Below are 14,181 nucleotides of genomic sequence, written 5' to 3'. Positions count from 1 at the left end.
CGCGTCAGCCCTGGCCGCCGCACTTGCCTTCGCCACACTTGCCTTCGCCGCACTTGCCCTCGGCGTCCTTGGCTCCGCCGGCCTTGGCCTCGTCGGCCTTGTGCTCGCCGCACTTGCCCTCGCCGCACTTGCCTTCGCCGTCCTTGTGCTCGCCGGCCTTATGCTCGCCGCACTTGCCCTCGCCGCACTTGCCTTCGCCATCCTTGTGCTCGCCGCACTTGCCTTCGCCACACTTGCCTTCCTCGGCCTTGGCGTCGCCGGCCGCCAGCAGGTAGCCCTGCGACAGGCTGTCCATGGCGAAGCTCGTGCCGGCCAGGGCCATCGAGCCGAGCATGACGGCGCCGGCGGCCAGGACGACGGGTTTCAGGGTTTTCTTGGACATGGTTTGCTCCCTCCAGGGATGTTGCGTGGGTGCGGGTCGCCCCGCGGTGGTTAATCGTGCAGGTATTCGCGGGCCAGCGCACGCGCGCGGTGCAGGCGGGCCTTGGTGGCCTCGCGGGTCAGGCCGAGGTGCGCGGCCAGCTCGCTGATGGTCAGTCCCTCGATGTCGCGCAGCAGCACCACCTCGCGGTAGTGCGCGGGCAGCGACTCGAGCGCGGCCGCCACGTCGCGCGACAGGTCGTTGCCGAGCAATGCGCAGGGCGCGGCGATGTCCTCGGTGACCTGTTCCTGTAGCAGCCGTCGCCAGCCGCGCTTCATGCGGTTGCACTCGCGCTTGACGATGCGGAACAGCCAGGACGTGAAGGATTCGAGCTGGCGCAGGTCGGCCAGCCGGCGCGAGGCGGTGAACAGCGACTCCTGCACCGCGTCTTCGACGTCGTTCACCACGCAGTGGTGCTCGGCGTAGCGGCGCAGGTCCTGGCGCGAGCGCGCCAGCACGCGCTCGAGCGCCGCGCAGTCGCCGGCGCGGGCGGCTTGCAGGTCGGCGCCCCAGGCGGGGGCGGGAGGAGGGGTCGGGGCCATGGTTGCCGGGCGTCGGGCCAACGAAGTGGTCATACCCCCTCAAGTGGCCGGCGGGGCGGCGAAGGGTGCGCGGCCCCCGCGAAGCGTTCAGCCCGCGTTTAGTTTCGCGCCGGCCCGGTGCCGGAGGCGTGCCGGGGCAGGGCCAGGGACACCATCGCGGCCAGCGCCAGCATCAGCGACGAGGCCGCCAGGCAGGCGGCCAGGCCCCAGGCCTGGTAGATGGCGCCCGAAAGCAGGGTGCCCAGCAGGCGCCCGCCGGCGTTGGCCATGTAGTAGAAGCCCACGTCCAGCGACACGCCGTCCTCGCGGGCGTAGCTGACGATCAGGTAGCTGTGCAGGGCCGAATTGAGCGCGAACAGCACGCCGAAGGCCAGCAGCCCCGACACGAGCACCGCCTGCGCCGGCCAGCCTGCCCAGAGCGCCGCCGCCATGCCGGCGGCCAGGGCGACCAGCGGGAGCGCCCAGCCGAAGGCATCGCGGCCGTCGGGCAGGGCCCGGCGGCGCAGGCCGGTGATGGCGGGCGCCGCCGCCTGCACCGCGCCGTAGCCGATGATCCACAGTGCCAGGAAGGCGCCGATATGCGCATGCTGCCAGCCCAGCGCTTCGGCCAGGAACACCGGCAGCGCCACCACGAACCACACGTCGCGGGCGCCGAACAGGAACAGGCGCGCCGCCGAGAGCCGGTTGATGGCCGCGCTCTTGGACAGCAGTTCGCGGAACTTCGGCTTGGCCTTGGCCTTGCCCAGGTCGGCCTGCAGTAACACCAGGCTGCCGACCCACACCAGCGCCAGCGCACCGGCCATGGCCAGCACCGCGCCGTCGAAACCCAGCGTGGCCAGCAGCAGCGCGCCGAGGAAAAAACCCACGCCCTTGAGCGCGTTCTTCGAGCCGGTGAGCAGGGCGACCCAGCGGTAGAGCCGGCCCTGGGCGTCGTCGGGCACCAGGGCCTTGAGGCTGCCCTTGGCGCTCATCTTGTTGAGGTCCTTGGCGATGCCGCTGAGCGCCTGCGCGGCCATCACCCAGGGCACGGTGAGCATCGCCGCCGGCACCGCCAGCATGGCCAGCGCGCCCACCTGCAGCACGAGGCCGATGTTCATCGTGCGGTTCAGGCCCAGGCGCGCGCCCAGCCAGCCGCCGACGAGGTTGGTGACCACGCCGAAGAACTCGTAGAACACGAACAGCATCGCCACCTGCAGCGGCGTGTAGCCCAGCTGGTGGAAGTGCAGCACCACCAGCATGCGCAGGGCGCCGTCGGTGAGGGTGAAGGCCCAGTAGTTGCCCGTCACCAGCAGGTACTGGCGGACGGCGGAGCTCACGCGAGGCCCACCTTGCGCGCCAGTTCGACGGTGCGGTTGGCGTAGCCCCACTCGTTGTCGTACCAGGCGAAGACCTTCACCTGGGTGCCGGCGACGACCATCGTGAACGCGGCATCGACGATGCTGCTGCGCGGGTCGGTGCGGTAGTCGATCGACACCAGCGGCCGCGTCTCGAAGCCCAGGATGCCCTTGAGCGGACCGTCGGCGGCGGCCTTGAGCAGCGCATTGACCTCCTCGACGGTGGTCTCGCGCTGCACTTCGAACACCGCGTCGGTGAGCGAGGCATTGGCCAGCGGCACGCGCACCGCGTGGCCGTTCAGGCGGCCCTTGAGCTCGGGGAAGATCTCGGTGATGGCGGTGGCCGAGCCGGTGGTGGTGGGGATCAGGCTCATGCCGCAGGCGCGGGCGCGGCGCAGGTCCTTGTGCGGCTGGTCGAGGATGGACTGGGTGTTGGTGAGGTCGTGCACGGTGGTGATCGAGCCGTGGCGGATGCCCAGGCCTTCGTGGATCACCTTGACGATGGGCGCCAGGCAGTTGGTGGTGCAGCTGGCGGCGGTGACGATGCGGTGCCTGGCCGGATCGTAGAGATGGTCGTTGACGCCCATCACCACGTTGAGCACGCCGGCCTCCTTCACCGGCGCGGTCACGACCACGCGCTTGACGCCCTGGTCGAGGTAGGCCTGCAGCGCGGCGGTGGTCTTCATCTTGCCGCTGGCTTCGATGACCACGTCGCAGCCCGACCAGTCGGTGTCGGCGATGGCCTTGTTGCGCGTCACCGGGATGCGCTGGCCGTCGATGAGCATGGCCTCGCCGTCGTGGTGGGCCTCGTGCGTCCAGCGCCCGTGCACGGAATCGAAATTGAGCAGGTGGGCGAGGGTGGCGGCATCGCCGGCCGGGTCGTTGACGTGCACGAACTGCACGTCCTTCCAACCGAAGGCGGCGCGCAGCGCCAGTCGTCCGATGCGGCCGAAGCCGTTGATGCCGATTCGAAGGGTCATGAGCAGGGTTTTCCGCCGCAGCAGTTTTCGGTGAGGTAGGCCACCAGGCCGCGTACGGTGTCGAGCGCGGCGCGGTAGCGGATATGGCGGCCCTCGGGCTCGGCCCGCACCAGGCCGGCGGCCTGCAGGGCCTTGAGGTGGAAGGACAGGGTGGCGGCGGGCAGTCCGAGGTGCTCGGCGATCTCGCCGGCGAAGGCGCCTTCCGGGGCGCGCCCGACCAGCCAGCGGTGCACCGCGAGCCGGTGCGGCTGGGCCAGGGCAGAGAGGGCGTCGAGGGCCTGCTTCGTTTTCATGCTTCCAGAATAGTCGAAACGTGTGACGGAAACATGGCAGCCGCGCGCGCCGGCTAGACTTTGTCCATGCACCTTCGGATCTTCCTGGTCTTCCTGCGCCTGGGCCTCACCAGCTTCGGCGGCCCGATCGCCCACCTGGGCTATTTCCGCGAGGAATTCGTCGTCCGCCGGCGCTGGCTGTCGGAGGAGGAGTACGCGCAGCTGCTGGCGATCTGCCAGGCGCTGCCCGGGCCCGCCAGCAGCCAGCTGGGCTTCGCAGTGGGCCTGCTGCGCGGCGGCTGGCGCGGCGGCGTGGCGGCGTTCCTGGGCTTCACGCTGCCGTCGGCGCTGCTGATGCTGGGCCTGGCGCTGCTGGCGCCGCGGCTCGATGGCCCGCTGGCGCAATCGGTGGTGCACGGCCTGAAGCTGGTGGCGGTGGTGGTGGTCGCGCACGGCCTGTGGGGCATGGCGCGCAGCCTGGTGCCCGACGGCCCGCGGGCGCTGCTGGGCGTGCTGGCCTTCGCGGCGATGACGTTCTCGGGCGCCGCCTGGCTGCAGCTGGCGCTGATCGCTGCAGGCGGCCTGCTCGGCCTGGTGCTGTGCCGCCACGTGCCGGCGCTGCCGGTCGCGGGGCTGGCGGTCCGGCACGGGCGTGGCGCAGGCCTCGTGTTGCTGTCGCTGTTCGCCGCCCTGCTGGTGGCGGCGCTGTTGCTGGCGGGCGGCGAGGCCACGCCGCTGTCGCTCGCCGCGGCCTTCTACGAGGCCGGCGCGCTGGTCTTCGGCGGCGGCCACGTGGTGCTGCCCCTGCTCGAGCAGTCCACCGTGGCCAGCGGCTGGCTGGCGCGCGACGACTTCCTGGCCGGCTACGGCGCGGCGCAGGTGCTGCCGGGTCCGATGTTCTCGCTCGCGGCCTACCTCGGCGCGCTGGCGCCCACCGGCGACGCGCCGGCGCTGGGCGCGGCGATCGCGCTGCTGGCGATGTTCCTGCCGGGCCTGCTGCTGGTGGCGGCGCTGCTGCCGCTGTGGGGCGGCCTGGCGCGGCTGCGCGGGGCCTCGCCGGCCATCGCCGGCATCAATGCGGTCGTGGTGGGCCTGCTGGCGGCGGCCCTGGCCGGCACCGTCGCGCCGGCCGGGCTGCAGGGCCCGGCCGACGTGGCCATCGCGCTGGGCGCCCTGGCGGCGCTGCTGTGGAAGCGGGTGAACCTGCCGTGGGTGGTGGCCGCGATCGTGGCCACCACCGTCGCGGTTCAGGCCTCCGCCGGCTCCTTGTAGGCGTCGACCGGGATGCAGGCGCACATCACGTTCTTGTCGCCGTAGACGTTGTCCACGCGCGCCACCGGCGGCCAGTACTTCTGGCGGCGCAGGCTGGCCAGCGGGAAAGCCGCCAGTTCGCGCGGGTAGGCGCGGGTCCACTCGCTGGCCGACACCACGTTGGCGGTGTGCGGCGCGTGCTTGAGCGGGTTGTCCTCGCGGTCGAGCTTGCCTTCCTCGATGGCGCGGATCTCGTCGCGGATCTGGATCATCGCGTCGATGAAGCGGTCGAGCTCGTGCAGCGATTCGCTCTCGGTCGGCTCGACCATCAGCGTGCCGGCGACCGGGAAGCTCAGGGTCGGCGCGTGGAAGCCGAAGTCGATCAGGCGCTTGGCCACGTCCTCGGCGCTGATGCCGGTGGCGTCCTTGAGCGGGCGCAGGTCGAGGATGCACTCGTGCGCCACCAGACCGTTGCGGCCGGTGTAGAGCGTCTTGTAGTGCGGCGCCAGGCGCGTGGCGATGTAGTTGGCGTTGAGCAGGGCCACCTGGGTGGCCTTGCGCAGGCCCTCGGCGCCCATCATCACGATGTACATCCAGCTGATCGGCAGGATCGAGGCGCTGCCGAAGCTGGCGGCGCTGACCATGCCCACGTCGCCCTCGCCACCGAAGGTGCGCGGCAGGAAGGGCGCCAGGTGCGACTTCACCGCGCAGGGGCCCACGCCCGGGCCGCCGCCGCCGTGCGGGATGCAGAAGGTCTTGTGCAGGTTGAGGTGCGAGACGTCCGAGCCCCACTTGCCGGGCTTGGCCACGCCGACCAGGGCGTTCATGTTGGCGCCGTCGGTGTACACCTGGCCGCCGTGCCGGTGCACGATCTCGCAGATCTCGACGATGTCCTCCTCGAACACGCCGTGCGTGGACGGGTAGGTGACCATCAGCGCGGCCAGGCGGTCGGAATACTTCTCGGCGGCGCGGCGCAGGTCCTCCACGTCCACGTTGCCGTTGGCGTCGGTCTTGGTGACCACCACGGTCATGCCGCACATCTGCGCGCTGGCCGGGTTGGTGCCGTGGGCCGAGTCGGGGATCAGGCAGATGTCGCGATGGCCCTCGCCGCGGCTGCGGTGGTAGGCGCGGATGGCCAGCAGGCCGGCGTACTCGCCCTGGGCGCCGGAGTTGGGCTGCAGGCTGACGGCGTCGTAGCCGGTGCATTCGACCAGCATGGCCTCGAGCGTTTCGATCAGTTCGCGGTAGCCGGCGGCCTGGTCGGCCGGGGCCAGCGGGTGCAGGTTGCCGAACTCGGGCCAGGTCACCGGGATCATCTCGGCGGTGGCGTTGAGCTTCATGGTGCAGCTGCCCAGCGGGATCATGGTGCGATCCATCGCCAGGTCCTTGTCGGCCAGCGAGCGCATGTAGCGCAGCAGTTCGTGCTCGCTGTGGTGGGTGTTGAACACCGGGTGCTGCATGAACTGCGACCGGCGCACCAGGCCGGCGGGCAGGGCGTCGGCGGTGGCGGCGTCGAGCGCGTCGATGTCGTCGATGCGCGCGCCGAACAGGCCGGCCAGCGCCACCACGTCCTCGCGGGTGGTGGTCTCGTCGAGGCTGATGCCGAGGCGACGGCCGTCGATGCGGCGCAGGTTCATGCCGGCCGCGACGGCCCTGGCATGCACGGCGTCGGCATCCACGCCGGAGACGAGCAGGGTGTCGAAGAAGTCCTTGCCCACCTCGACGCCGGCCTGGCGCAGCGCCGTGGCGAGGATGGCGGCCAGGCGGTGGGTGCGGGCGGCGATGCGGCGCAGGCCGTCCGGGCCGTGGTAGACCGCGTACATCGAGGCCATCACCGCCAGCAGCACCTGCGCGGTGCAGATGTTGGAGGTGGCCTTCTCGCGGCGGATGTGCTGCTCGCGGGTCTGCAGGGTGAGGCGGTAGGCCGGGTTGCCCTCGGCGTCGATGGACACGCCGATCAGGCGGCCCGGCATCGAGCGCTTGAAGGCGTCGCGGCAGGCCATGAAGGCCGCGTGCGGGCCGCCGAAGCCGAAGGGCACGCCGAAGCGCTGGGTGTTGCCCACCACGATGTCGGCGCCCCACTCGCCCGGCGGGGTGAGCAGGGTGAGCGCCAGCAGGTCGGTGGCCACGCAGACCAGGCCGCCGCGGGCATGCACGGCCTCGGCGACGGCGCGGTAGTCGCCGGCCTGGCCGAAGGTGTCGGGGTACTGCAGCAGCACGCCGAAGGCGTCGGCGGCGGCGAGTTCGGCGTCGGCCAGCACGGCCAGCTCGATGCCCATCGGCTCGGCGCGGGTGCGCAGCACCTCCAGCGTCTGCGGGTGCACGCCGGCGGAGACGGCGAAGAGGTTGGACTTGCTCTTGCCCGAGCGCTTGGCCAGCGTCATGGCCTCGGCCGCCGCGGTGGCCTCGTCGAGCAGGGAGGCGTTGGCGATCTCCATGCCGGTCAGGTCGGCGCACATCGTCTGGAAGTTGATCAGCGCTTCCATGCGGCCCTGGGAGATCTCCGCCTGGTAGGGCGTGTAGGCCGTGTACCAGGCCGGGTTCTCGAGGATGTTGCGCAGGATGACGTTCGGCGTGTGGGTGCCGTAGTAGCCCTGGCCGATGAAGCTGCGCAGGACCTTGTTCTTCGAGGCGACGGCGCGGATCTTGGCCAGGGCCTCGACCTCGGTCACCGGCGCGGGCAGGGCCAGCGGGGCGGCGGACTTGATGCCGGCCGGCACGATGGCGTCGGTGAGCGCATCGAGCGAGTCGTGGCCGACCACGCGCAGCATGTGCGCGATCTCGGCGTCGTTGGGGCCGATATGGCGTTCGAGGAAGGCGTCGTGGTTCTCGAGCTGGCGCAGGCTGTCGCGATTCATGGCGGATCCGGACATGGGGAGGGGCCGTGCGAACCCGCACGGGGGTGCCCCTCTGTCCTTTTGCCTGAGAGTTTTGGCCCGCAATCCCTGCGGCCATGCCCCTTCGGCGCCGGCTGGTTCCGGTCTCTCCAGAGTCGCTCGCGCGGAGGCGGTTCGGGGTCCTGAGCGATTACGGGCGTTACGCCTTCGGCGCTGGCCGTGGCCAGCCTCTCCCGCTCCGCGCATCGAGCGCTACCATTCTACCCGTTGGAGGCGTGAAAGGCAGGGGACGGAGCTGGTTTTTGGGCCCGGTCCGGCCCTTCGGGCCCGGACCGGGCCCAAAAACCAGCTCCGTCGCCCTTCAGGAGGACGAGGTCAGGTCGGCCTTGGCCCGGTCGCCTTCCGGCAGCTCGCCGTGCACCAGGAACCAGGTGTTCTCGGCGATGTTGGTGGCGTGGTCGCCGATGCGCTCGATGTTCTTGGCGATGAACAGCAGGTGGGTGCAGGCCGTGATCTGGCGGGGGTCCTCGGCCATGTAGGTCAGCAGCTCGCGGAACAGGCCGGTGTACTCGGCGTCGAGCTCGGCGTCGCGGCCGCGCACGTGCAGGGCCTTGTCGGCGTCGCGCAGGCGGTAGGCGGCCAGGGCTTCGGTGACCAGGTTGTTGGCCAGGCGGGCCAGGGCCGGCAGGCCGTGGGCGACGGTGACCGGCGCGCTCTGGTTGAGCACCATGCTGCGCTTGGCGACGTTGGCGGCGTAGTCGCCGATGCGCTCGATGTCCGAGGAGATGCGCAGGGCCGCGTACACCTCGCGCAGGTCGCGGGCCATGGGCTGGCGCAAGGCCAGCAGGCGCAGCACGTCGTGGCTGACTTCATGCTCGAGCGCGTCGATGGCCTCGTCGTTGGCCACCACGCGCATCGCGGCCTGGGTGTCGCGGCGCTGGAGCGCGTCGATGGCGGCGTCGAGCTGGGCCACGGCGATCTCGCCCATGCGCTGGATCTCGCCGTCGAGGCGCTTGAGCTCGTTGTCGTAGCTCTTGACGATATGGTCGTTGGAGGAGGGCATGGGGGTTCCTTAGCCGAAACGGCCGGTGATGTAGTCTTCGGTCTGCTGCTTGGTCGGCTTGGTGAAGATGGTGCTCGTGGCGCCGTGTTCGATCAGCTCGCCCAGGTACATGAAGGCGGTGAAGTCGGAGCAGCGCGCCGCCTGCTGCATGTTGTGGGTGACGATCAGGATCGTGAACTGCTGCTTGAGCTCGGCGAAGAGCTGCTCGATCTTGCCGGTGGCGATCGGGTCGAGCGCCGAGGTCGGCTCGTCGAACAGGATCACCTGCGGCTTGAGCGCCACGGCGCGGGCGATGCACAGGCGCTGCTGCTGGCCGCCCGACAGGCCCAGGGCGCTCTGGCGCAGCTTGTCCTTCACCTCGTCCCACAGCGCCGCCTGGCGCAGCGCTTCCTCGACGCGGTCGGCCATGTCGGCCTTCGAGAGCTTCTCGTAGTGGCCGATGCCGTAGGCGATGTTGTCGTAGATCGACATCGGGAACGGCACCGGCTTCTGGAACACCATGCCGATCTTGCTGCGCAGGCGGTTGAGCGGGTACTTCGGGTCGAGCACGTCCTCGCCGTCGAGCAGCACCTGGCCCGAGGCGCGCTGGCCCGGGTAGATCGAGTAGATGCGGTTGAAGATGCGCAGCAGGGTGGACTTGCCGCAGCCCGAGGGGCCGATCAGCGCGGTCACCTTGTTCTGCGGCACGTCGAGGTTGATGTCCTTGAGCGCGGTGAAGTCGCCGTAGTGGAAGGCGAGGTTGCGCGCGGCGAGCTTGACCGGCGTCCGCGCCGCCTCGGCCCCGGTGGGCGCGCTGCGGACGGCGGTGGCGAAGGTGATCGGGGCGTCAGTCATGGTCGGTCTTCTTGCGCAGCAGGAGGGTGCGGGCGATGAGCGAGACGGCCAGCACGAACAGGGTGATCAGGAAGGCGCCGGCCCAGGCCAGCTGGTTCCAGTAGGCGAAGGGGCTCATGGCGAACTGGAAGATGGTCACCGGCAGGTTCGGCATGGCGCCGCCCATGTCGGTGCTCCAGTACTGGTTGTTGAAGGCCGTGAACAGCAGCGGCGCGGTTTCGCCGGCGATGCGCGCCAGCGCCAGCAGCACGCCGGTGACGATACCGGGCAGGGCGGCGCGGTAGAGAATCTGCGTGGTCACCTTCCACTGCGGGATGCCCAGCGACAGCGCCGCCTCGCGCATCTGGCTGGGCACCAGGCGCAGCATCTCGTCGGTGGTGCGCACCACCACCGGCAGCACGATGAAGGCCATCGCGATCGAGCCCGCGTAGCCGGAGAAAGTGCCGGTGGTGCGCACGACCAGGGTGTAGACGAACAGGCCCAGCACGATCGACGGCGCCGAGAGCAGGATGTCGTTGACGAAGCGGATCACCTCGCCGATCTTGCGCGCCCGGGCGTACTCGCTCAGGAAGGTGCCCGCGGCGATGCCCACCGGGGCGCCCATCGCCACCGCCAGCGAACTGAGCATCAGCGAACCGACGATGGCGTTCTTCAGGCCGCCGGTGTCCTGGCCCGGGGGCGGGGTCATCTCGGTGAACAGGTGCAGGCTCATCGCGTCGATGCCCTTGCTGATGGTCACCCAGAGGATCCACACCAGCCAGAACAGGCCGAACAGGGTGGCGGCGCCCGAGAGCACCAGCGACACCGCGTTGACCAGGCGGCGACGGAAATACAGGCGGTCGGCCATGGCGGTCATCAGTTGCCCTCCCGCTTGGCCAGCTGCATGAGCATGAGCTTGGCGATGGCCAGGACCACGAAGGTGACGATGAACAGCACGAAGCCCAGGGCCAGCAGGGCCGACTGGTACATCGGCGTCGTGGCCTCGGCGAACTCGTTGGCGATGGACGCAGCGATCGAGTTGCCCGGCATCAGCAGCGAGGCGTGGATGTTGTGCGAGTTGCCCAGCACGAAGGTGACGGCCATCGTCTCGCCGAGCGCGCGGCCCATGCCCAGGAAGATGCCGCCGATCACGGCCGAGCGGGTGTAGGGCAGCACGATGTCCCAGACCACCTCGAAGGTGGTCGAGCCCAGCGCGTAGGCCGATTCCTTCAGGCGGTTGGGCACGGTCATGAAGACGTCGCGCATCACCGAGGAGATGAAGGGGATGACCATGATCGCCAGCACGATGCCGGCGGTGAGCATGCCGATGCCCAGCGGCGGGCCGGCGAAGAGCATGCCCACCAGGGGGATCTGGCCCAGGTTCGCGTCGACCCACGGGTAGACGTGGTTGGACAGGAAGGGCGCCAGCACGAACAGGCCCCACATGCCGTAGATGATCGAGGGGATGCCCGCGAGCAGCTCGATCGCCGTGCCCAGCGGGCGGCGGATCCAGGCCGGTGCGACCTCGGTGAGGAACAGGGCGATGCCGAAACTGACCGGCACCGCGATGATCATGGCGATGATGGTGCTGACGACGGTGCCGTAGATCGCCACGGCGGCGCCGTATTCCTCGGTGACGGGGTTCCAGGCGGTCGAGGTGAGGAAGCCCGGGCCGAAGGCCATGAAGGCTTCGCGGCCGCCCCAGGCCATCGACAGCGCGGCCAGGCCCAGCGCGAGCAGCACGAACCAGCCGGCGATGGTGACGAGGTTGCGGAAGAACCAGTCGGCGAAGGCATCGAGGCGATGCGATCGTTCGGCGGGGCTCGGGGCGGAAGTGGCTTGCATGCGCGGCGCTCTCTTCTGGGGTGCCTGCGTCGGAAAAAGGCCCGCGCGCCGGTGGGGCGCGCGGACCCGGTTCGGGAATTACCTTACTTCAGGTTCGCGGCCCAGTAGGCCTTGATCTGCTCGACCAGCGCGTCCGGCAGCGGCACGTAGCCCAGCTGCGTGGCCGACTCGTCGCCGTTGGCGTAGACCCAGGTGAAGAACTCGCGGGCCTGGCGGTTGCCCTCGGCGTTCTTCGGGCGCTTGGACATCAGGATGAAGTTGGTGGCGGCGATCGGCCAGGAATCGGCGCCCGGGGCGTCGGTCACGACCAGGAAGAAGTCCTTGGCCTTGCCCCACTCGGCGCTGGCGGCCGCGGCCTGGATCGAGGCGTTGGAAGCCTGCACGTAGTTGCCCGCGGCGTTCTTCATCTGGGCATAGGCGACCTTGTTGGTCAGCGCGTACGACAGCTCGATGTAGCCGATGCCGCCGCGGATCTGCTTGACGTAGGCGGTCACGCCTTCGTTGCCCTTGCCGCCCACGCCGGTCGGCCAGCGCACGGCGGTGCCCTCACCGACCTTCTGCTTCCACTCCGGCGACACCTTCGAGAGGTAGTTGACGAAGTTGAAGGTGGTGCCCGAGCCGTCCGAGCGGTGCACGACGGTGATGCGCAGGTCCGGCAGGGCCAGGCCCGGGTTGAGCGCGACGATGGCCGGGTCGTTCCACTTGGTGATCTTGCCCAGGTAGATGTCGGCCAGGGTCGGGCCGTCGAGCTTGAGCTGGTTGGCGGTGATGCCCGGCACGTTGAAGGCCGGCACGATGCCGCCCATCACCGACGGGAACTGCACGAGGTTGGACAGGGCCAGCTCCTCGGGCTTGAGCGGGGCGTCGGACGAGCCGAAGTCCACGGTGTTGGCCTTGATCTGGGCGATGCCGCCGCCCGAGCCGATCGACTGGTAGTTGATGCGGTGGCCGGTGGCGGCGTTGTAGTCCGCCGACCACCTGGACATGGTCGGGAACACGAAGGACGCGCCGGCGCCGGTGATCTCCGCCGCCTGGGCGGCGGTGGTGAGGCTGGCGGCCAGGGCGATCGTGGCCAGGCTGCGCTTGAGGGACTTGAGCACGGGGTGACTCCTCGGGTGGTTGGGTGCGACTTCCGGGAGGGGTCCCCGGATGCCGGGCCATTACAGGCCGACCCGGTGACAAGCCTGTTGCTTGTTCGTTACACCCGTATGACAGTTCGCCCGGGCCGCCGGGGACGGGCTGTCACCGCGCTGTCATCAAAAGCACAACTGGCTGTCACGGGACGGGAGCAGCCTGTGCTCGCTTAACGGCCGGCTAACGGCCCCTTCACGGCTTTCCATCCTCCAAGGAGTCCATGTCATGCGCTTGACCATCCTGGCCGCTTCGCTCGCGGTCGCCCTCACCGGCTTCGCCCCGGATACCGCCCATGCCCAGCAGGCCAGCGAGCAGGAGCTGGCCGAACTCAAGGCCCAGGTGGCCGCCCTGATGGGCCGCATCGAGGAGCTCGAGGCGCGTGACGACGCCCAGTCGGCCGTGAACCTCGACACCGCCGAGGCGCTCAAGAACATCCAGACCGTGCAGCCCAAGGTCGAGACCAAGGGCGGCCTGAAGGTCACCTCCGGCGACGGCCAGTTCTCGATGTCTGTCGGCGGCCGAATCCACTTCGACGGTTATGCCTTCAACGACGACATCGCCACCCCGACCGACACGACCGAATTCCGCCGCGGCCGCCTGACCCTGTCGGGCACGGCGCTGGGCTGGGAATACAAGATGGAGCAGGACTTCGCCGCCGGCACCAACCTCGACGGCCTGCGCGACCTGTTCATCGCCCGGTCCTTCGGCAAGGGCAAGCTCACCATCGGCCAGTTCAAGCCCTATCGCTCGATGGAGGAGCTGACCAGCTCCAACGAGATCCTGATGATGGAGCGTCCCTACGCTTCGGCCACCGGCCTGTTCAACGGCCGCCAGTTCCAGCAGGGCCTGGGCTACCTGTACGCCGGCCCGAACTGGACCGCGGGCGCCAGCGTGTTCAACATGCGCAACGCCGCCACCGCGCGCAACGAGGGCATGGGCTTCTCCGGCCGCGCCACCTGGGCGCCGCTGATGGGTACCGAGGAAGTGCTGCACCTGGGCGGCTGGTACAGCTACGAGGACACCGCCACCGGCACCCCGAACCTGAGCGCCGTGGCCAACTACGCCGGCCGCCGCGGCCCCTCGCTGACCATCGCCAACACCCCGGGCATCAGCGGCGACCAGGTCACCAGCTACGGCCTCGAGCTCGCCGGCCTCTACGGCCCCGCCTTCTTCCAGTCCGAGTACGTGCGCGCCCAGTTCGGCCAGCTCGCCGGCCCCGACCAGGACGTGGAGACCTTCTACCTGCAGGGCAGCGTGATGCTCAACGGCGGCCGCAAGGCCTACAAGCCGGCCACCGGCGTGTTTGGTTCGCCCCGCGTCGCCGACACCGGCCTGTGGGAGCTGACCGCGCGCTACGACCAGATCGAGAACAAGGATGTCTCCGGCCTCGAGGCTTCGTCCTGGCTGCTGGGCGTGAATTACTACATCAACCCGAACCTGCGCCTGATGTTCAACTACACCCAGGGCGACAACGAGCTGACCGGCGACGAGACCGGCCAGTACGCGGTGCGCACGCAGTTCAGCTTCTGATCCGGCGGTAAATCGGGGACGGGTGCAATTTGGCTCCACCAAATTGCACCCGTCCCCCTATTTTTTGGCTCTTCACCCAAGTCCGGGGAAGGCCGCCCGGATCTTCAAGAAGAAGTAGGCGTCATCGCGGTAGCCGTAGGCCACCCGTTTGATGACCTT

At 69.7% G+C, this 14,181-nt stretch carries 13 protein-coding genes and 1 riboswitch; of the genes, 2 read left to right on the top strand and 11 right to left on the bottom strand.

Translation table 11 applies throughout. From position 1 onward, the window contains the following. Positions 1-4: 4 nt before the first annotated feature. The 5 genes from ABS41_RS06350 to ABS41_RS06330 all read right to left on the bottom strand — a co-directional run bounded on the left by ABS41_RS06350 (position 5) and on the right by ABS41_RS06330 (position 3,570). A complete protein-coding gene (locus ABS41_RS06350) occupies positions 5-382 on the bottom strand; it encodes a hypothetical protein (protein WP_290592053.1) in 378 nt (125 codons plus the stop codon). A gap of 50 nt (positions 383-432) precedes the next feature. Further along, complete coding sequence (locus tag ABS41_RS06345) at positions 433-963, bottom strand: RNA polymerase sigma factor (protein WP_290592051.1); 531 nt, start codon at positions 961-963, stop codon at positions 433-435. A gap of 98 nt (positions 964-1,061) precedes the next feature. Next, positions 1,062-2,279 (bottom strand): organoarsenical effux MFS transporter ArsJ, encoded by a 1,218-nt coding sequence (arsJ, locus tag ABS41_RS06340; RefSeq protein WP_290592049.1) that lies wholly within the window; start codon positions 2,277-2,279, stop codon positions 1,062-1,064. Next, positions 2,276-3,277 (bottom strand): ArsJ-associated glyceraldehyde-3-phosphate dehydrogenase, encoded by a 1,002-nt coding sequence (locus tag ABS41_RS06335; protein WP_290592047.1) that lies wholly within the window; start codon positions 3,275-3,277, stop codon positions 2,276-2,278. Before ABS41_RS06335 ends, arsJ begins: the two co-directional genes overlap by 4 nt. After that, positions 3,274-3,570, bottom strand: a complete 297-nt coding sequence (locus tag ABS41_RS06330; RefSeq protein WP_290592045.1) for a metalloregulator ArsR/SmtB family transcription factor — start codon at positions 3,568-3,570, stop codon at positions 3,274-3,276. Before ABS41_RS06330 ends, ABS41_RS06335 begins: the two co-directional genes overlap by 4 nt. A gap of 66 nt (positions 3,571-3,636) precedes the next feature. Here ABS41_RS06330 and chrA point away from each other — a divergent pair, with 66 nt between their 5' ends. Next, positions 3,637-4,821: a chromate efflux transporter gene (chrA, locus tag ABS41_RS06325; protein WP_290592042.1), complete on the top strand. Its 1,185-nt coding sequence runs from the start codon at positions 3,637-3,639 to the stop codon at positions 4,819-4,821. Here the strand turns inward: chrA and gcvP are convergent. The 6 genes from gcvP to pstS all read right to left on the bottom strand — a co-directional run bounded on the left by gcvP (position 4,797) and on the right by pstS (position 12,509). Then, complete coding sequence (gcvP, locus tag ABS41_RS06320; RefSeq protein WP_290592040.1) at positions 4,797-7,658, bottom strand: aminomethyl-transferring glycine dehydrogenase; 2,862 nt, start codon at positions 7,656-7,658, stop codon at positions 4,797-4,799. The two genes, chrA and gcvP, sit on opposite strands and share 25 nt — an antisense overlap. 42 nt (positions 7,659-7,700) lie before the next feature. Continuing rightward, positions 7,701-7,800: riboswitch (glycine riboswitch) on the bottom strand. 198 nt (positions 7,801-7,998) lie between these two features. Further along, positions 7,999-8,700: a phosphate signaling complex protein PhoU gene (gene phoU / locus ABS41_RS06315; protein WP_290592038.1), complete on the bottom strand. Its 702-nt coding sequence runs from the start codon at positions 8,698-8,700 to the stop codon at positions 7,999-8,001. Between the two features lie 9 nt (positions 8,701-8,709). Next, positions 8,710-9,534, bottom strand: a complete 825-nt coding sequence (gene pstB, locus ABS41_RS06310) for a phosphate ABC transporter ATP-binding protein PstB (protein ID WP_290592035.1) — start codon at positions 9,532-9,534, stop codon at positions 8,710-8,712. Continuing rightward, positions 9,527-10,390 carry a phosphate ABC transporter permease PstA gene (gene pstA, locus ABS41_RS06305; RefSeq protein ID WP_290592033.1) on the bottom strand — a complete coding sequence of 288 codons (864 nt, stop codon included), beginning with the start codon at positions 10,388-10,390 and terminating at the stop codon, positions 9,527-9,529. The genes pstB and pstA overlap by 8 nt, the downstream gene beginning before the upstream one ends. Beyond that, positions 10,390-11,358 carry a phosphate ABC transporter permease subunit PstC gene (gene pstC / locus ABS41_RS06300; RefSeq protein WP_290592031.1) on the bottom strand — a complete coding sequence of 323 codons (969 nt, stop codon included), beginning with the start codon at positions 11,356-11,358 and terminating at the stop codon, positions 10,390-10,392. Before pstC ends, pstA begins: the two co-directional genes overlap by 1 nt. 83 nt (positions 11,359-11,441) lie before the next feature. Beyond that, positions 11,442-12,509 (bottom strand): phosphate ABC transporter substrate-binding protein PstS, encoded by a 1,068-nt coding sequence (pstS, locus tag ABS41_RS06295; RefSeq protein ID WP_343123829.1) that lies wholly within the window; start codon positions 12,507-12,509, stop codon positions 11,442-11,444. 208 nt (positions 12,510-12,717) lie between these two features. On the opposite strand from pstS, the gene ABS41_RS06290 reads away from it, so the two are divergent. After that, entirely contained in the window at positions 12,718-14,022 is a 1,305-nt protein-coding gene (locus ABS41_RS06290; protein WP_290592026.1) for a porin, read from the top strand. Positions 14,023-14,181 lie beyond the last annotated feature (159 nt).

The sequence above is a fragment of the Arenimonas sp. SCN 70-307 genome (assembly GCF_001724815.1).
In the GTDB taxonomy this organism is placed as follows: domain Bacteria; phylum Pseudomonadota; class Gammaproteobacteria; order Xanthomonadales; family Xanthomonadaceae; genus Arenimonas.
Note: the sequence above shows the minus strand (reverse complement) of the source record. Positions and strands in the feature narration are given on the sequence as shown.

What these genes read in the sequence shown, in the direction of transcription:
- phoU (WP_290592038.1), bottom strand. Translation starts at nt 8,700, where the DNA reads ATGCCCTCCTCCAACGACCATATCGTCAAGAGCTACGACAACGAGCTC.
- ABS41_RS06290 (WP_290592026.1), top strand. Translation starts at nt 12,718, where the DNA reads ATGCGCTTGACCATCCTGGCCGCTTCGCTCGCGGTCGCCCTCACCGGC.
- ABS41_RS06335 (WP_290592047.1), bottom strand. Translation starts at nt 3,277, where the DNA reads ATGACCCTTCGAATCGGCATCAACGGCTTCGGCCGCATCGGACGACTG.
- pstB (WP_290592035.1), bottom strand. Translation starts at nt 9,534, where the DNA reads ATGACTGACGCCCCGATCACCTTCGCCACCGCCGTCCGCAGCGCGCCC.
- pstA (WP_290592033.1), bottom strand. Translation starts at nt 10,390, where the DNA reads ATGACCGCCATGGCCGACCGCCTGTATTTCCGTCGCCGCCTGGTCAAC.
- ABS41_RS06350 (WP_290592053.1), bottom strand. Translation starts at nt 382, where the DNA reads ATGTCCAAGAAAACCCTGAAACCCGTCGTCCTGGCCGCCGGCGCCGTC.
- pstC (WP_290592031.1), bottom strand. Translation starts at nt 11,358, where the DNA reads ATGCAAGCCACTTCCGCCCCGAGCCCCGCCGAACGATCGCATCGCCTC.
- ABS41_RS06345 (WP_290592051.1), bottom strand. Translation starts at nt 963, where the DNA reads ATGGCCCCGACCCCTCCTCCCGCCCCCGCCTGGGGCGCCGACCTGCAA.
- ABS41_RS06330 (WP_290592045.1), bottom strand. Translation starts at nt 3,570, where the DNA reads ATGAAAACGAAGCAGGCCCTCGACGCCCTCTCTGCCCTGGCCCAGCCG.
- chrA (WP_290592042.1), top strand. Translation starts at nt 3,637, where the DNA reads ATGCACCTTCGGATCTTCCTGGTCTTCCTGCGCCTGGGCCTCACCAGC.
- gcvP (WP_290592040.1), bottom strand. Translation starts at nt 7,658, where the DNA reads ATGAATCGCGACAGCCTGCGCCAGCTCGAGAACCACGACGCCTTCCTC.